Here is a 16,366-nt window from a genome sequence, read left to right as displayed (position 1 = left end):
ACTCCACGGATCGATCAGATCGCTGATCGAACGCGGGTGACACCCAGAGTCGGGTGAAGGAAGGGATCGACATGCTGCGACGGCTTGGCATTCGCGCCAAGGTGATGGCGGTTCTCGCCGTCCCCATGATCGTGCTGCTCGTCGCCGGTGCGTACATCTCGTACGGTTCGGTGAAGACCTACCAGTCGGCCTCGGCCGCTGCTGAGGTCATCAAGACCCTCGAGGCGTACAAGCCCCTCTCGAGCGCGATCGAGACCGAGCGTGTCGCGACCCTGACCGGTGCGAAGAAGGAAGAGCTCGCGGCGGCGCGGGCCCAGACGGACGCCGCGCTCGCGGAGGTCCGCAAGGTCACCGGCGACCTCGACCTGAGCCTCTTCCCCGACCGCATCGTCAACAGCTTCGAAGACGTCCAGATGAGCTACAACACGAACCTCGTCGCCGCGCGCAACGGGTCGTCGTTGGCCGCTGGTACCGGTACGGCGGCGTTCAACTACGCGGAGATCACCAACGGTGAGCTCGAGCTCGTCGCGCAGATCGCCACCTACCTCGACAACCGCGACGTCGGTGCCTCGCTCAACGCCTTCGGGTCGATCCAGGGCCTGTCGAACAAGCTCGTCACCGAGATGATCCAGGGCCTCGTGATGTCCGGCGGCGGCTCGATCAACGCGATCACGGCCGCCGCGTACGACGAGGCCGCGCGTAACACCGAGACGGCCCGGTCGCAGTCCGCGGACTACGTCAACCGCCTCGACACCGACATCGCGATGCCCGCCGGCCAGCCCACGTCGCGGTTCTCGCAGGAGCGGCTCCGCCTGACCTCGGGCAGCGAGACGCTGGTCAACCAGCTCGTCGTCCCCGAGTACGTCGAGGATGTCAACTCCCAGCTCGCCGGCATCGTCGAGACGAGCGACGCGGTCCTGCAGCGCGCCGACGACCTCGCCTCGAACGACGTGTCCAGCGCCCGCCAGACCGCCATCCTGACCATCGGCATCACCATCGCCGCCGTCATCCTGTCGCTGCTGTTCGCGCTGTTCGTCGCCCGTGGCATCGTGAACCCGCTGCGTCGCCTGACCTCGGCCGCCTCGAACGTCCGCGAGCAGCTGCCGCGACTCGTCGAGCAGGTGGCCACCCCGGGTGAGGGCCCGGAGATCACGCTCGCGCCGATCCCCGTGACGTCGATGGACGAGGTCGGCCGACTGGCCGCAGCGTTCAACTCGGTGAACGCGACGACCGTCGCGGTCGCCCAGGAGCAGGCCGCCCTGCGTGGCTCCATCGCTGAGATGTTCGTCAACGTCGCCCGCCGCGACCAGGTCCTGCTCAACCGCCAGCTGTCGTTCATCGACTCGCTCGAGCGCGCCGAGGAAGACCCGAGCACGCTGGCCAACCTGTTCCGCCTCGACCACCTCGCCACCCGGATGCGTCGTAACGCGGAGTCCCTCCTCGTGCTCGCCGGCATCGACTCCGGTCGCCGCCTGCGCGACGCCATGCCGCTGTCCGACGTGATCCGCACGGCCTCCTCGGAGATCGAGCAGTACGACCGCATCGAGCTCGACCTGCAGGTCGACCCCCACATGCTCGGCTTCAACGCCCTGGGTGCCGCGCACCTGCTCGCCGAGCTGCTGGAGAACGCCACCGTGTTCTCCGAGCCGGAGACGGCCGTCACGGTCTCCACCGGCGTCGTGGGCCAGTTCGTGGCCGTCAAGGTCGTCGACAGCGGACTGGGCATGTCGGACGCCGAGATCGAGGCCGCCAACGCCAAGATCGCGTCGACCGGTGCCGGCGAGATGCTCGGCGCCCAGCGCCTCGGCCTCTTCGTCGTCGGCCGCATCGCCCACCGCCTCGGCGCGGCGGTGCAGCTCGCGAAGGCGCCCAACGGCACCGGCACGGAGACCACGGTCCTGTTCCCGGCGCACCTGTTCGCCGCGACCGAGACCGCGCTCTACGGCACGGCCCCCGACTCGCCCGCCGAGCTGGCCGCCCTCGTCGAGAGCGAGGCGCCCGTCGCCGAGGCCGTCGACCTGGCCGCGCTCACCGATGGCGAGACGTCGCTCGGCCTGCCGCGTCGTCGTCGTGGCGAGGGTGACGAGGCGTCCGACGAGTCCGCCGCGATCCCCGTCGTCGGCCTGCCCTCGCGTCCCCGCAAGACGTTCGACGAGGACAACCTGGTCCTGCCCGACGCCCCGAGCGGCAACCTGACGGCCGACATCTCCACCCCCGGTGCCGACTGGTCCCCCGAGACCGTCAACCCCGGTGCCGGTGGACTGCCGAGCCGCACCCGTGCGGGCACCGCCGCGTGGCAGCAGCCGGACGCCGAGGCCCCCGCCGCGACGACGCCGGCCTCGCCCGCGGCCCGCGCCGGCCTGTTCTCCGGCTTCCGCGGCCGCACGGCCGCCGAGGTCGCCGCCGACGAGGACGTCGCGTCCGAGTCCGCCTCCGCGCCGGCCGCCGACCCGGTGCGCGCCCCGTGGATGGCGCTCGGCGGTGCGCACGCCGCGCCAGTCGCGCCGATCGTGGTGCCGTCGCTGGTCGACGAGGACGACGAGCCCTGGGCTCCCGTCCACGCCGACGCGGCCGCCGACGAGGTCCCCGGCCTGGTCTCCGACGAGGAGCCCGCCGGCGAGTGGGCGGCTCCGGCCGCCGAGTGGACTGCTCCCGCTGTGGAGGAGCCTGCTGCTGAGTGGACTGCTCCCGAGTGGACTGCTCCGGAGGCCGCCGCCGAGCCCGCCGCCGAGTGGACTGCTCCTGTCGTGGAGGACCCTGCTGCTGAGTGGACTGCTCCCGTCGTGGAGGAGCCTGCTGCTGAGTGGACTGCTCCTGTGGTGGAGGAGCCCGCTGCCGAGTGGACTGCTCCCGAGTGGACCGCTCCGGAGGTCGCCGAGCCCGCCGCCGAGTGGACCGCCCCTGTCGTGGAGGAGCCCGCCGCCGCATGGGCAGCTCCCGAGGTCGCCGAGTGGACTGCTCCGGCCGTCGAGGAGCCTGCCGCTGAGTGGACCGCTCCGACCGTCGAGGAGCCCGCCGCTGAGTGGACCGCTCCCGCCGTGGAGGAGCCCGTCGTCGAGGAGCCCGCCGCGGAGTGGGCCGAGCCCGCTGCCGAGTGGACCGCTCCGGTCGTCGAGGAGCCGGTCGTCGAGGAGCCCGTCGTGGAGACGCCGGCCGCCGAGTGGACCGCCCCCGAGGTGGCCCAGCCCGCCGCCGAGCCCGCCCGCGCGTTCACGTCGTACAGCGGCTACGCCGGCTGGTCCGCAGCGGCCGCTGCTGCTGCCGCCCCGGCGTCGAGCGACTTCGAGCGCACGCTCGACGAGGCTCGCGCCTGGCACACGGGTGCGATCCCCGCGATCCCCGAGCCGTACACGGCCCCCGCCGCCGAGGCCGCACCGGCCTGGCCCACGCCCACCTGGGACGCCGTCCCGTCCTGGGACGAGCCGGCCGAGGTCGTCCCGCAGCTCGAGGCGGAGCCCGAGGTCGAGGCCGCGCCCGAGCCCGTCCTGGAGCCCGTCGCCGAGACCGCAGCCGCGCCGGAGATCGAGCCCGTCGTGGAGGAGCCCGAGTGGGCTCCCACCACGCCGGCCTGGGGTGACCACGCGTGGTCGACGCCCGAGCTCGTCGCCGACGAGGACACGCAGCTGTTCACGCCGGTCGAGGCCGCGGGTGCCGTCGAGCCGCTGACGCGCCGTGGCGCGGACGTCGAGCCGGTCGCCGAGCCGGTCGCCGAGCCCGTCGCAGCCCCCGTCGCCGAGTGGTCCGCCCCCGAGGTCGCCCAGCCCGCCGCCGAGGTCGCTCCCGAGCAGGCCGCGTTCGCGCAGCCGGCCTGGGCCCCGACGACGGTCGCGACGACCCAGGCGCCCGAGGGCTTCGCGGACGTCGTCCAGACCGCTCCCGCCGAGAAGGGCCGCAAGCGTTTCGGCCTGTTCGGCAAGCGCAAGGGCGACGAGGTCGCCGCCGAGGCGCCCGCGCCGCAGCAGCAGCCCGCCGCTCCCGCCGAGCCCGTCCGCTCGTCGGCCTGGGCCCAGCCGGCGCAGGTGGCCCCGGTCGCCGAGCAGCCCGCAGCCCCGTCGTGGGCGGCATCGTGGAACGCGCCGCAGGCGCCCGAGCCCACCCCGGTGGCGCCCGAGCCCGTCGCGCCCCACGCCTCCTGGTCCGCACCGGAGTGGGCGCGTCCCGCCACCGGTGGCGCAGCCCCGCTGTCGTCGGTCCCCCACCCCTCGCTGCCGCCGTCGGTGGCACCGCGGGTCGGGACGCTGGATGACGACGTCGCGGCCATGCTCGCGCTCCGCTCCGACATCCAGGAGCAGGCGCTGTCGGAGCTCAGCCAGCTGTCGGCCTACCGCCCTGCGGCGGTCGGCGGTCAGGCGGAGCGCCTCACCAAGCGCGTGCCGACGGCCATGCCGGCTGCCGCGCCCGGTCCCGAGGAGTCCGCCGCACCCGTGCAGCGCGACGCCGCCGAGCTGCGTTCGCGCCTCTCGAACTTCCAGTCGGGCACCTCTCGCGGCCGTCGCGCCGCGGGCGACCCGGCGGATCAGAACAGCACCACACCGTGAACGACCACCCGACCGTCGCCTCCACCACGGAGACGTCTGACCCCGCAGTCTTCGACTGCACCAGCAAGGAGGAAGTGTGACCGCGCTCAGCACCGAGGCAGCCAACTTCGGCTGGCTCCTGGACAACTTCGTCCGGACCGTGCCCGGCACTCGCCACACACTCGTGGTGTCGGCGGACGGTCTGCTCATGGCGATGTCCGAGCAGCTCGACCGCACCAGCGGCGACCAGCTCGCCGCCATTGTGTCCGGCATGTCGAGCCTGACCCGTGGAGCGGCCCGCCAGCTGCGTGCAGGGGAGGTGCGTCAGGCGATCATCGAGATGGACAACTTGTTCCTCTTCCTCATGAGCGTCTCGAACGGCTCCGTCCTTGCCGTGGTCGCCGAGTCGACCTGCGACGTCGGGCTCATCGGCTACGAGATGGCGATGCTCGTCTCTCGCACCGAGGCGACGTTGACCCCGCAGCTCATCTCTGAGATGCGTGGCCAGCTCCCCGTCGACGGTGCGGTCCGAGCACCGGTCGCCTGAGACGGGGCATCCACATGAGTGAGCACATCGAGTACGAGGCCAGAACGGTCCGGCCCTATGCCGTGACCGGTGGCCGCGTGCGCTCGGCGCGCTCCGACCTGCCTCTCGAGGCGCTGGTCGAAGCCATGCCGGACGCCGTGATCAGTCAGGGTCTGACGCCCGAGAAGCGCGCGATCCTGCAGCACGCCACGAGCACGTTCATCTCTGTCGCCGAGCTCTCGGCCCTTCTTCACCTGCCTCTCGGCGTGATCCGGATTCTCGTGTCCGATCTCTCCGAGCAGCAGTACGTGCGCGTGCACGCCTCACAGCCGGTCGAGGTCAACACCGGTGAGTCCCCCGCCCTGTCCCTGAGCGTGCTGGAGAGTGTTCTCAATGGCATTTCCGCCCTCTGACGCCGCGGTGGCCGCTCCGGCCGGAACCGCCTCGTCTGTCGCCCCCACCGTCGTCAAGATCGTCGTCGCCGGCGGTTTCGCCGTCGGCAAGACGACCTTCATCGGGTCCATCTCGGACATCGAGCCCCTCAACACCGAGGCCGCGATGACCGAGCACTCTGTCGGCGTCGACGACGCCGGTGGCGTGTCGGACCGCAAGACCACCACCACGGTGGCGATGGACTTCGGTCGCATCGCCCTGCCGGGGTCGCTCTGGCTCTACCTGTTCGGCACCCCTGGCCAGGACCGGTTCCTGTTCATGTGGGACGACCTGGTCCGCGGCGCCATCGGTGCCGTCGTCCTGGTCGACACCGACCGGCTCGACCAGTGCTTCCCGGCCGTGGACTACTTCGAGAGCCGTGGCATCCCGTTCGTCGTGGGTGTCAACTGCTTCGACGGAGTCGCCAAGCACCAGCTCGAGGACGTGCGCGAGGCCCTCGCGATCCCGCCGCACGTGCCGGTGCTGTACACGGACGCGCGCTCGCGTGCGGCCACCAAGCAGGCTCTCATCTCGCTCGTGCAGCTCGCGATGGAGCGTCTGCGCAGCCGCTGAGGCTCCGCTCGACGACCGACGGCCGGCACCCCCTTCGCGGGGGAGCCGGCCGTCGTCGTCCTGCGGTTCAGAGCGTGCGGAGGGTCTCCGCGAGGGGCGTCGTCGGGCGGCCGATGAGCGTCCGGAGGTCCGCCGTCGCGTCCGCGAGGTCGCCGCGCGCGATGCCCTGGTCGAGGCCGACGACGAACCCGACGGTGCCCTCGTCGAGCCCGGCGCCGCCAAGGATCTCCGCGTGCTCGTCGGCCGAGACCGCCTGGTGCACGACGGGCGTCCCGAGCACCTCGGCCACGGCGGCCGCGAACTCGTCGAACGTCCACGCGACGTCACCGGTCAGCTCGTAGACGCGGCCCTCGTGCCCCTCGCCCGCGGCGACGGCTGCCGCGCCCGCGGCGTAGTCGGCCCGGCTCGCGCTGGCGACCCGGCCGGTGCCGGTGCTCGTGAGGATGACTCCGGTCTCCCGTGCCTGGGCCACGGTCTGGGCGTAGTTCTCCGTGTACCAGTTGTTGCGGACGATGGTCCACGCGAGCCCGGACGCGCGCAGGAGCTCCTCGGTGGCGCGGTGCTCGGGGACCAGCAGCAGGTCCGAGGTGTCCGCGTGCGGGGCGCTCGTGTAGACGACGCGCGTGACGCCCGCGGCCTTCGCGGCCTCGATCGCGTTGGTGTGCTGCGGCACCCGCTGGCCCACCTCGGAGCCGGACACCAGGACGAGGGTGTCGACCCCCTCGAACGCGGCGGTCAAGGCCGCGACATCCTCGTACGACGCGACGGCGGTGCGGACGGGCAGGCCGGCCAGGCGCTCGGCGCTGCGACCGACGGCGACGATCTGGTCCGGCGCGACGCCGGCCTCGATCAGGTCCTCGACGATGAGGCGGCCCAGCTGGCCGGTGGCTCCGGTGACGGCGATGGTCATGACGTTCCTCTCGGTGGTGCAGGCGGGTACACCCGGGCACAACCTGCGCTACCGTCGGTACGTTCCCTCTACCAGGTACCCACTTCGAGGTCAGGTACGCACGTGACGGTAAGTAACCAGGTCAGCCTGCTGGATCGGATGATGACGGACGGCAAGCTCGCCGCCGGCTGCCCGACCCGGGTCGTCCTCGACCACGTGATGAGCCGCTGGGGGGTGCTGCTGCTGCTCGCGCTGTCGGAGCGGACGATGCGCTGGGGCGAGCTGCGCCGGGTGGTCGAGGGGATCAGCGAGAAGATGCTCGCGCAGACGCTGCGCACCCTGGAGGGCGACGGGATCGTGCACCGCGAGGTGACCGCGTCGATCCCGCCGCGCGTCGACTACTCGCTCACCCCGACAGGCCGCGAGCTCGTCGACCGCCTGCTCCCGTTGATGGAGTGGGTGGCGGACAACGCCGAGGCGATCGTCGGCCCCCGCTAGCCCGACCCGGCGACGACGACGGCCGTCGTGGCGACCATGACCGCGGTCATGGCCCCGTCCATGGCCTGGATCGCCTGGCGTACCGCCACCCCGACGGCCTCGCCCTCGGCCAGTGCCTTGGCGCGTCGGCGGAGCTCGCGCGCGGGCACGCCGGCCTCGCCGAGCACCCGCGGGACCTGGTCCACGGACTGCAGCACGGAGACCACCGCCACCTCGCGCTCGGTCGGGGTGCGGCCGACGACGAGAACGTCGTGGACCGCGGCGCGCAGCGACCGCTCGTAGCCCTCGTCGCCCGGGAGGTGAGCCCGGGTGGGGAAGAGGCCCAGGATCTTGGACTCCTCGAGACGCAGCAGCCCGTTCCTCGTCAGGCGGTCCAGCAGTGCCGGCCGCAGGTCCTTGGTGAGGCGGGGCAGCGCATCCTTGGCCTTGCGCGGCTTCTCGGCGAGGCGTGCCACGGCCTCGTCGAGCACGGGGTCGCCCGTCGGCGCCGGGTCCAGGATGACGACGCGGTCCTTGCCCGCTGGGTGCCCTGCTCCCGCGACGGCCACGCGCCCGGTCATCAGCAGCTCGAGCAGGAGGCCGCCGGCGAGCGCGAGGTCCACGCGCTGGCTGCTCGTCGTGGGCCGGCCGGACTCGTCGTCCGTGAGCAGCAGGGCGAGATCCTCCGCGATCAGCATCGCTCCACCGTAGGCGCGCCACCGGAGCCCGGCGATGCGGGATCATGTGCGCGTGCCCACCGATCCGACCGCGCGCGTGTACGCGGACGGGTCCGCGCTCTCGCGCTACCTGCCCGGTGCGCCGCACGGGTCGCAGTGGCAGCAGTGGGCCTCGGAGAACCTCGCGTCGCTGGTCACGTCCCCGCTGGGGATCAGCGAGCTGCGCGGCATCGCGCGGATGCGCGGCGGCGAGGCGCCCGGGATCGCGGCCGACCTGGCCTTCGAGATCCCCGTCGCGCGCTTCTCCGACCAGGCCGTCCGCCGGGCCACCGACGTGGCGGGGGTCCTGCCGCCGTTCGTCGCGCTGCACGTCGGCACGGCCCTCGCGGACCCGGACGTCAGCGCGGTCGCGACGTACGACGTGCACCTGGCCCGCGTCGCCGCCCTCTACGGGCTGACGATCGTCTCCCCGGGCCGCGTCGACCGCTGGTGGGAGCGCGACCCGGCCCCCTGGGTGCGCTGACCCCCACTGCGTTCAGCGTTGCTCGCACCTGGCGGCATCAACGCTGAGCACGACGCCCGCGCGAGCGTCTTCACGACTCACAGGTGCGGGGCCGTGCGGGCGGGGGGATCGCGGGAGACCATGGGGGAGTGGTCCTCTCCGCACTGCGCCGGCGTGCCGGTGACTCCCTGTTCGCCCGCGTCGCCGGGCCGGACGGACCCGCCGCGCGTGCGCGGATCCACGAGACGCCCGGGCCGCGCTGGTTCGAGCCCGGGTCGCCGGTGCGGATCGTGCACGGCGACGCGTCGATGTTCGTCGGCGGCCTGCGTGCCCTGCTGCTGCAGGCGCTGCACCCGGCCGCGATGGCGGGCGTCGCAGGGCACTCCGGCTACAAGAGCGACCCGTGGGGGCGCCTGGCACGGACCAGCACGTTCCTCGCCGTGACCGCGTTCGGCACGGCCGACGACGCGCAGGCCGCGGTCGACCGGGTGCGGGCGATCCACGAGCGGGTGCGCGGTACGTCCCCCGAGGGCGTCAAGTACCGCGCGAGCGATCCCGACCTGCTGCGCTGGGTGCACGTGGCCGAGATCGACAGCTTCGTCGCGGCGCACCGGATGGTCGGTGCCTCGCCGCTCGACGCGGCCGGGTACGACGAGTACGTCGCGCAGATGGCGACCGTCGCGGAGCGGCTCGGCGTGGTCGGGGCGCCGACGACGACGGCCGAGCTGGCCCAGCAGATCGAGGCCTACCGCGCCGAGCTGCGCGTGAGCCCGCAGGCCCGCGACACGATCGACTTCCTGCTCCACCAGCCACCGGTCCCGTGGACCCTGCGGCTGCCCTACCGCGGGCTGACCGACAGCGCGGTGGTCAGCATGCAGCCGTGGGCGCGCGCGATGGTGCGGCCCGGGGCGGTGAGCCCGCGGCGCGATGCCGCGGCGCGCGCGGCCGGACGTGGGGTGACCCGGCTCATCCGGTGGTCCCTCGCGGCCACGCCGGACGCGCCCCGGCCGGCGGTCGAGCCGACGCCGGCCTGAGGACGAGTCTGGCGGAGGGCGCGGGATTCGAACCCGCGAGGACGGGGTCACCGCCCCACCCGCTTTCAAGGCGGGCGCCTTCGGCCACTCAGCCAGCCCTCCGTGCCGACGGATCGGCGCGCTGAGTCTCCCACACCGGGGTGCGGTGCCCCGTGCCGTGGCCAACGGGGTCGTCCGGGCGCTAGCGTTCAGGTGTCCCGCACGACGGGCGAGCGCGACGACGCGCTGCTGCATCCACCGAGGAGCTGAGATGGTCGCGTTCCTGATCCGGGCCCTGATCTTCCTGCTGTCCGCCGCCCTGGGCCTGTGGGTGGCGTCGCTGGTCCTCGACGACTTCGACCTCGACTGGTCGGGGCTGCTCGTCGCGGTGGTGATCTTCGCCGTGCTGCAGAGCGTGCTGGCGCCGTGGATCCTGCGCATGGCACGCCGGTACGCCGGTGCGCTCACGGGGGCGGTCGGCCTCATCTCGACGTTCATCGCCCTCCTGATCACCACGCTCGTGTCCGACGGGCTGTCGATCACGGGTGCGTCGACGTGGCTCTTCGGCACGCTCATCGTCTGGCTCGTGACGATGCTCGGTGCCCTGCTCCTCCCGCTGGTGCTCGTCCGCAAGGGCGTGGAGGCGTCCCGCGCCTGAGCGATGCCCCCTCTGGGCGCTCTACGCTCGATGCCCATGAGCGAAGACACCCGATCGCAGTACGAGCGCGTGCTGGCCGGCGACTGGTACGAGGGGGACGCCGAGATCGCGGCCCTGACCCGTGCCGCGCAAGGCCGCGCCGAGAGGTTCGCCGAGCTGGCCCGGGGCGACGACGAGGCGGCGGCGCTCGAGGCGCTGCGCGACCTGCTCGGCTCGGTGGGCGAGGGCGGGTGGATCAGGCCGCCGCTGTACGTCGACTTCGGCCGGCACACGCACATCGGTGCCCGGACGTTCGTCAACTTCGGCCTGGTGCTGCTCGACGTCGCGCCGATCCGCATCGGCGAGGACTGCCAGATCGGCCCCAACGTGCAGCTGCTCACGCCGATCCACCCGGTGGAGCCCGAGCCCCGCCGCGCCAAGCTCGAGTCGGCCGAGCCGATCACGATCGGCGACAACGTCTGGCTCGGTGGCGGCGTGATCGTCTGCCCCGGGGTGACCATCGGCGACAACACGGTCGTCGGCGCGGGTGCCGTCGTGACCAAGGACCTGCCCGCCAACGTGGTCGCCGTGGGCAACCCGGCGCGCGTGATCAAGGAGATCTGACCGCCACCGGGCGCGACCGCACCGGAACGTGAGGCAGACTCGGGGTGTGCAGAACGCTGGGCAGGGTGCAGGGCAGGTCCGGACGTACGACGAGCGCGACCAGCAGGCGGTGACGTTCGAGGACGCCGTCAGCATGTGGTCCCTCGCCGCACGGGAGGTGCTGCTCGAGACCGCGGCGGACTACCACGCGGTGGTCACGTACCCGCAGCTCGGTGACGCGGTCCAGGAGTCGACCGGCGTGCGCACGACCAAGTCGGTCTTCCAGTGGGTCGACGAGGTCCTCGGCCGCGTGACCGCGGAGTGCGCGGCGCGCGACGAGCCCTTGCTGTCCGCCTTGTGCGTGCGCGCCGACGGCAGCGTCGGCCCGGGCTACGCGCGTGCCGTCGTCGCCGCGACAGGTCGCCGTCCCACGGATCCCGACGAGCACGCCGCGCGCGAGCGCCTGCGCTGCCACGAGACCTTCGGCGCCGAGCTCCCCCCCGGCGGTGGTGTGGCCGCCATGCCGACGACGACCCTGCGGCGTGCCACCACCCGGCACACGTCCCGCGGCTCTGCCACGACCACGAGCCGCTCGCCGAGCGCGTCGGGCACGTCGACGACCCGCCCCACCCCACCGCCGCGTCCTGCGCGCGCCGCCGCTCGTGTCCCGGGATCTCCGGCCACGCCGGTCACCGCTCCGGCGCCCAAGGCCGCCGCCGAGCCCGCGCCCGCCGTGTGCCCCACGTGCTTCACGCAGCTCCCCGCGACGGGCCGCTGCGACAACTGCGACTGAGCTGCGTGCGCGCGGGCGGCACGCGTGGCAGGTTGGACCCGTGCCCACCTTCCGAACCGTCCTCGCCCAGATCGGCAACAACGTCGGCATCGAGGTGCCCGACGACGTCGTGCTCTCGTTCGGCGTGGGCAAGCGGCCGCCCGTCGTCGTGACCCTCAACGGGTACACCTACCGCTCGACCGTCGCGCAGATGGGCGGGCGGAACCTCGTCTCGGTCTCCGCGGCGGTCCGCAAGGAGGCCGGTGTCGCGGGCGGTGAGGAGCACGACGTGACGCTCGAGCTCGACGACCAGCCGCGCGTGTTCGAGGTGCCCGACGAGCTGGCCCGCGCGCTCGACGACGCCGGCCTGCGCGCCGCGTTCGACTCCGCCGCCCCCTCCCGTCGCAAGGAGTGGGTCCGCAGCGTCTCGGAGGCGAAGGCCGAGGCCACCCGCGACCGCCGCATCGCCGCAGTCCTCACCGCCCTCCGCTGACCCGTCCCCCTCCTCTGACGCCGAACGGTGGATCGCGCACGCCCCCGCCCGCTGAAGCGCGCACAACCCCCCGCTCGCCGTCCGACGTCGAGGTGGCGGCCGTCCCAACCGTCGGGTTCGGCCGCGAGGGTGCTGGCCAACAGGGTGTTGTGCACGGTTGCCGCCGTGGAAGCGTGCGTGACGACCTGCTCGCGCCCGTCGGCGGCGACAGCGGGCGCGCGAGGGGTGGGCGACCTACGCTCGGCGCGTGCCCCGACGACGTGTCCACCTGGTCCCTGCGCCGTCCGTCGATGCCGACGGCGCGATCCGCGAGGGCCTCGCCGCCCTGCGCGCCGAGCTCGAGATCCCTACGGCGTTCCCTGCCGCCGTGCTGGCCGAGGCGGCCGAGCGGATCCGATCCGGGCCGCTGCCCGGGGAGCGCCGCGACGCCACCGACGTGCCGTTCGTGACGATCGACCCCGAGGGGTCGAAGGACCTCGACCAGGCCGTCCACCTCGAGCGCCGCGGTGCGGGGTTCCGGGTGCGGTACGCGATCGCGGACGTGGCGGCGTGGGTCGTCCCCGGCGGTGCCATCGACACCGAGGCGCGTCGCCGCGTCGTCACCCTCTACGCCCCGGACCAGCGCACGCCCTTGCACCCGCCCGAGCTGTCGGAGGGCGCCGCGAGCCTGCTCCCCGGCCAGGACGCTCCGGCCGTGCTGTGGACGATCGACCTCGACGCCGACGGGTCGCCCCAGCACGTCGACGTCGTTGCGGCGACGGTCCGCAGCCGTGCCCAGCTGACCTACGCGGGCGTCCAGCGGTCCATCGACGACGGCACGGCCGACCCGTCGTCGGCCCTCCTGAAGGACATCGGCCGGCTCCGCGAGCAGGCCGAGCGTGATCGCGGGGGCATCACCCTCCCGAGCCCCGAGCAGGTCGTCGAGCACGACGGCGACGGCGGCTGGGTCCTGCGGAGCCGGACGACCCTGCCGGTGGAGGACTGGAACGCGCAGATCTCGCTCCTCACGGGGATGAGCGCGGCGCAGCTGATGCTCGAGGCGAAGATCGGGGTGCTGCGGACGCTGCCCGCCTCCCAGGACCGCGACGTCGAGCGGCTGCGGCGCACCGCCCTCGCCCTCGGGGTCGCGTGGCCGGACGGCGCGAGCCCGGGCGAGGTGATCCGCGCCCTCGACGCCGGCATCCCCGCGCAGGCGGCCCTGCTCACCGAGGCGACCAGCCTGCTGCGAGGTGCGGCGTACGTCGCCTTCGACGGCGACGTGCCCGACGCCCCGCTGCACGCGGCGATCGCGGCTCCCTACGCGCACGCGACCGCCCCGCTGCGCCGGCTCGTCGACAGGTTCGCCGAGGCGACCTGCGTGGCGATCGCCGCCGGTCGTGAGCCGGACGCGTGGGTCCGCGAGGCGCTGCCGCAGCTGCCCGAGCTCATGGCGGGCGGCGACCGGCGGGCGTCGGCCTACGAGCGCGGGTGCCTCGACCTGGTCGAGGCCGTGCTGCTGCGCGACCGCGTCGGCGAGACCTTCGACGGGGTCGTCGTCGACCTGGCGGACAAGGACCGCGGGGGCGTCGTCCAGCTCGCCGACCCGGTGGTGCGGGCGAAGGTCGACGGGGCGGGGCTGCCGCTGGGGCAACGGGTCCGGGTGCGCCTCACCGAGGCGTCGGTGGCCGAGCGCACCGTGCGCTTCGCCGTCGACTGAGGCGAGGGGCACGCGTGGCGTGGCGTGGCCGGGCCGTGTCGTCGACGCCGTCCGGCCCGCCTGGCAGGCTGGGCGGATGTCCCGCGAGAACGCGCCCCGCGTGCTCGTCGAGTCGGTCGCCCAGTGGCGCGACTGGCTGGCCGAGCACCATGCCGACGAGCCGCCGGGCGTGTGGTCGGTCCGGTGGCGGTACGCCTCGGGCGGGCCGGTCGTCACGTACGAGGAGCTCGTCGAGGCTGCCCTCTGCTTCGGCTGGATCGACTCCAGCGGCCGCACGCTCGACGACCAGCAGACCATGCTGTGGTTCACCCGCCGGAAGAAGGGCAGCGGCTGGGCGCGGACCAACAAGGCTCGCATCGAGCGGCTCGAGGCCGAGGGGTTGATGGCTCCCGCGGGCCGGGCGATGATCGAGGCCGCCCGCGCGGACGGGTCGTGGACGCTGCTCGACGACGTGGAGAACCTCGTCGTCCCGCCCGACCTGGCCGCCGCCTTCGAGCAGCACCCGGGCTCGCGCGCGCAGTGGGACGCCTTCCCGCCGAGCGCCCGGCGCGCACACCTGGAGTGGTTGGTGCAGGCCAAGCGGGCGGCGACGCGCGAGGCGCGGATGCAGGACATCGCGAGCAGCGCGGCCCGGGGCGTCCGTGCCAACGAGTGGGTGAGGAAGCCTCAGCCGCCTGCTGCGGACGCCTGACGTCTGACGTCTGACAGCAGCTTGGGCGGAGCGTCACGGGACCAACCTGCCCGGCACGACGTAGGGGCCGGCACCGGGCGAGGAACGCCCAGCACCGGCCCCCACGGACCGAACGGGATCAGGCGGCGATGGCGCCCTCGGACGGCAGGTCGTCCTTCTTCGCGCTGATCATGACGATCGCGATCAGCAGGGCCAGGATCAGCATCACTGCCGACCCGATGTAGGCCACATGGAAACCGGCCACCTCGGCCGTCGCCTGCAGCGAGGCCGACTTCGGGTCGCCGCCCGCGCCGATCAGCTCGCCGAGCTTGTCGGCCGTGGCCGTCAGCGCGAACGTGTTGAGCAGGGCGAGGCCCAGCGAGCCACCCACCTGCTGCGACGTGTTGAGGACGGCGCTGGCGATGCCGGCGTCATGCCCGCCGACCCCCACCAGCGCTGTGCTCGACGCCGGGATGAACACCGCGGCCATGCCGAGGCTCATCACGACCAGGGCCGGGAAGACCGAGCCGAAGTACGACGACGTGGGCGTCGTGCGCAGCAGCAGGAGCAGGCCGGTGGTGGCCAGCGTCAGGCCGACGATCATCAGCGGCTTGGGCCCGACGCGAGGCAGCAGCTGCGCGACGACGCCGGCCGTGATGATGAGCCCGATCGAGAACGGCAGGAAGGCGAAACCGGCCTTGAGCGGCTCGTAGCCGAGCACCCGCTGCAGGTACAGGGTCATGAACAGGAACATGCCGAACAGGCCGGCGCCGACCAGCAGGAACACGAGGTACGAGCCACCGCGGTTGCGGTTGAGCAGGATGCGCAGCGGGAGCAGCGGGTTGCGGACCCGGCTCTCGACGACGACGAACAGGACCAGCGAGACCACCGCGACGAGGAGCAGCGCGACGACCGTGGGGTCGGTCCAGCCGCGGGTCGTCGGGATGCCGTCGGCTCCGACCTCCTGCTTCGCAGCCTCGGTGAACCCGTAGACGAGCGCGACCAGCCCGACGATCGACAGCAGCGCACCGGGGATGTCGAACCGGGTGTCGCCCTTCGCCTTCGACTCCTTGAGGACCCGGATGGCGAACGCGCCGGTGATCAGGGCGATCGGGAGGTTCACCAGGAGGCACCAGCGCCAGTTGAGGTACTCCGTCAGCGCGCCGCCGGCGATGAGGCCGATGGCTGCGCCACCACCCGAGATCGCACCGAACACGCCGAACGCCTTGGCGCGCTCGTGGCTCTCGGTGAACGTGACGGTGATGAGCGCGAGCGCAGCGGGCGCGAGCAGCGCGGCGAAGACGCCCTGCAGCGCACGGGCGCCGAACAGCATGCCCTGGGTCGTGGCGAGGCCGCCGAGCGCGGACGCCGCGGCGAAGCCGAGCAGACCGATGATGAAGGCACGCTTGCGCCCGAGGTAGTCGGCGACGCGACCGCCCAGCAGCAGCAGACCACCGAAGGCGAGCGTGTAGGCCGTGATGGCCCACTGCAGGTTCGCGGGGTCGATGTCGAGGTCGTCCGCTGCGGCAGGCAGCGCGATGTTCATGATCGACGAGTCGAGGACGATGATCAGCTGCGCGATCGCGATGACCGCGAGCATCGCCCAGCGGCGGGGGTCCTGCCCGGGGGCATGCTCCTCCGCGTGAGGCTTGGTGACGGCGACTGCCGCTAGGGGTTCGGACACAGTTGCTCCAGGGCACAAGAGAAGAGGGGTTGGCGACGTCGCCACGTGGGGATCTGCGGTGGCCCGGACGCTACCCGGGCCCTCTGACACGACCTGCGCGTCGCTCGTGCCGCCGGCTGACCCCGGCGACGAGGGTTAGCACATCGCTCGATGCCTTACGAAGTCAAGTGGATTGGCTGTGAGCAGAATCGCCTGGCGGGTCCCA

General features: G+C 73.1%; 16 protein-coding genes and 1 tRNA gene. 13 read left to right on the top strand and 4 right to left on the bottom strand.

Annotated elements, in window-relative coordinates; translation table 11 throughout:
- Positions 1–71: 71 nt before the first annotated feature.
- The 4 genes from EDF34_RS11815 to EDF34_RS11800 all read left to right on the top strand — a co-directional run bounded on the left by EDF34_RS11815 (position 72) and on the right by EDF34_RS11800 (position 6,048).
- A complete protein-coding gene (locus tag EDF34_RS11815) occupies positions 72–4,538 on the top strand; it encodes an ATP-binding protein (RefSeq protein WP_148076620.1) in 4,467 nt (1,488 codons plus the stop codon).
- A gap of 76 nt (positions 4,539–4,614) precedes the next feature.
- The gene (locus tag EDF34_RS11810; RefSeq protein WP_118766041.1) at positions 4,615–5,064 is read left to right on the top strand and encodes a roadblock/LC7 domain-containing protein; all 450 of its coding nucleotides are present in this window, start codon (positions 4,615–4,617) and stop codon (positions 5,062–5,064) included.
- A 14-nt stretch (positions 5,065–5,078) separates the two neighbouring features.
- A complete protein-coding gene (locus EDF34_RS11805) occupies positions 5,079–5,456 on the top strand; it encodes a DUF742 domain-containing protein (protein ID WP_123371682.1) in 378 nt (125 codons plus the stop codon).
- The gene (locus tag EDF34_RS11800) at positions 5,437–6,048 is read left to right on the top strand and encodes an ATP/GTP-binding protein (RefSeq protein ID WP_123371681.1); all 612 of its coding nucleotides are present in this window, start codon (positions 5,437–5,439) and stop codon (positions 6,046–6,048) included. Before EDF34_RS11805 ends, EDF34_RS11800 begins: the two co-directional genes overlap by 20 nt.
- A gap of 67 nt (positions 6,049–6,115) precedes the next feature.
- Here the strand turns inward: EDF34_RS11800 and EDF34_RS11795 are convergent, their stop codons facing one another.
- Entirely contained in the window at positions 6,116–6,958 is an 843-nt protein-coding gene (locus EDF34_RS11795) for an SDR family oxidoreductase (RefSeq protein WP_123371680.1), read from the bottom strand.
- Between the two features lie 102 nt (positions 6,959–7,060).
- Here EDF34_RS11795 and EDF34_RS11790 point away from each other — a divergent pair, with 102 nt between their 5' ends.
- The gene (locus tag EDF34_RS11790; protein WP_370450062.1) at positions 7,061–7,435 is read left to right on the top strand and encodes a winged helix-turn-helix transcriptional regulator; all 375 of its coding nucleotides are present in this window, start codon (positions 7,061–7,063) and stop codon (positions 7,433–7,435) included.
- On the opposite strand, the gene EDF34_RS11785 is transcribed toward EDF34_RS11790, so the two are convergent.
- Positions 7,432–8,112 carry a GPP34 family phosphoprotein gene (locus EDF34_RS11785; protein ID WP_123371678.1) on the bottom strand — a complete coding sequence of 227 codons (681 nt, stop codon included), beginning with the start codon at positions 8,110–8,112 and terminating at the stop codon, positions 7,432–7,434. The two genes, EDF34_RS11790 and EDF34_RS11785, sit on opposite strands and share 4 nt — an antisense overlap.
- Before the next feature lie 52 nt (positions 8,113–8,164).
- Here EDF34_RS11785 and EDF34_RS11780 point away from each other — a divergent pair, with 52 nt between their 5' ends.
- A complete protein-coding gene (locus tag EDF34_RS11780) occupies positions 8,165–8,614 on the top strand; it encodes a hypothetical protein (RefSeq protein ID WP_233575350.1) in 450 nt (149 codons plus the stop codon).
- A gap of 128 nt (positions 8,615–8,742) precedes the next feature.
- Complete coding sequence (locus EDF34_RS11775) at positions 8,743–9,627, top strand: oxygenase MpaB family protein (protein ID WP_123371676.1); 885 nt, start codon at positions 8,743–8,745, stop codon at positions 9,625–9,627.
- 9 nt (positions 9,628–9,636) lie between these two features.
- On the opposite strand, the gene EDF34_RS11770 is transcribed toward EDF34_RS11775, so the two are convergent.
- Positions 9,637–9,729 (bottom strand) — tRNA-Ser (locus EDF34_RS11770).
- 148 nt (positions 9,730–9,877) lie between these two features.
- Here EDF34_RS11770 and EDF34_RS11765 point away from each other — a divergent pair.
- The 6 genes from EDF34_RS11765 to EDF34_RS11740 all read left to right on the top strand — a co-directional run bounded on the left by EDF34_RS11765 (position 9,878) and on the right by EDF34_RS11740 (position 14,498).
- A complete protein-coding gene (locus EDF34_RS11765; protein ID WP_123371675.1) occupies positions 9,878–10,264 on the top strand; it encodes a phage holin family protein in 387 nt (128 codons plus the stop codon).
- A 36-nt stretch (positions 10,265–10,300) separates the two neighbouring features.
- Positions 10,301–10,867, top strand: coding sequence for a sugar O-acetyltransferase (locus EDF34_RS11760; protein ID WP_123371674.1), 567 nt, complete (start codon positions 10,301–10,303; stop codon positions 10,865–10,867).
- Between the two features lie 46 nt (positions 10,868–10,913).
- The gene (locus EDF34_RS11755; protein ID WP_123371673.1) at positions 10,914–11,639 is read left to right on the top strand and encodes a hypothetical protein; all 726 of its coding nucleotides are present in this window, start codon (positions 10,914–10,916) and stop codon (positions 11,637–11,639) included.
- Between the two features lie 40 nt (positions 11,640–11,679).
- Entirely contained in the window at positions 11,680–12,111 is a 432-nt protein-coding gene (locus EDF34_RS11750) for a YdeI/OmpD-associated family protein (RefSeq protein WP_123371672.1), read from the top strand.
- Between the two features lie 247 nt (positions 12,112–12,358).
- Complete coding sequence (locus tag EDF34_RS11745; protein WP_233575349.1) at positions 12,359–13,807, top strand: RNB domain-containing ribonuclease; 1,449 nt, start codon at positions 12,359–12,361, stop codon at positions 13,805–13,807.
- Positions 13,808–13,883: 76 nt separating this feature from the next.
- Entirely contained in the window at positions 13,884–14,498 is a 615-nt protein-coding gene (locus tag EDF34_RS11740; RefSeq protein ID WP_123371917.1) for a YdeI family protein, read from the top strand.
- Positions 14,499–14,616: 118 nt separating this feature from the next.
- Here the strand turns inward: EDF34_RS11740 and EDF34_RS11735 are convergent, their stop codons facing one another.
- A complete protein-coding gene (locus EDF34_RS11735) occupies positions 14,617–16,161 on the bottom strand; it encodes an MFS transporter (protein WP_233575348.1) in 1,545 nt (514 codons plus the stop codon).
- Positions 16,162–16,366: the final 205 nt, after the last annotated feature.

The organism is Cellulomonas sp. PhB150 (genome assembly GCF_003755175.1).
Taxonomy (GTDB): Bacteria; Actinomycetota; Actinomycetes; order Actinomycetales; family Cellulomonadaceae; genus Cellulomonas.
Note: the sequence above shows the minus strand (reverse complement) of the source record. Positions and strands in the feature narration are given on the sequence as shown.

Coding starts and splice junctions, on each gene's coding strand:
- EDF34_RS11800 (WP_123371681.1), top strand. CDS start 5,437: ATGGCATTTCCGCCCTCTGACGCCGCGGTGGCCGCTCCGGCCGGAACC.
- EDF34_RS11795 (WP_123371680.1), bottom strand. CDS start 6,958: ATGACCATCGCCGTCACCGGAGCCACCGGCCAGCTGGGCCGCCTCATC.
- EDF34_RS11815 (WP_148076620.1), top strand. CDS start 72: ATGCTGCGACGGCTTGGCATTCGCGCCAAGGTGATGGCGGTTCTCGCC.
- EDF34_RS11760 (WP_123371674.1), top strand. CDS start 10,301: ATGAGCGAAGACACCCGATCGCAGTACGAGCGCGTGCTGGCCGGCGAC.
- EDF34_RS11785 (WP_123371678.1), bottom strand. CDS start 8,112: ATGCTGATCGCGGAGGATCTCGCCCTGCTGCTCACGGACGACGAGTCC.
- EDF34_RS11740 (WP_123371917.1), top strand. CDS start 13,884: ATGTCCCGCGAGAACGCGCCCCGCGTGCTCGTCGAGTCGGTCGCCCAG.
- EDF34_RS11765 (WP_123371675.1), top strand. CDS start 9,878: ATGGTCGCGTTCCTGATCCGGGCCCTGATCTTCCTGCTGTCCGCCGCC.
- EDF34_RS11805 (WP_123371682.1), top strand. CDS start 5,079: ATGAGTGAGCACATCGAGTACGAGGCCAGAACGGTCCGGCCCTATGCC.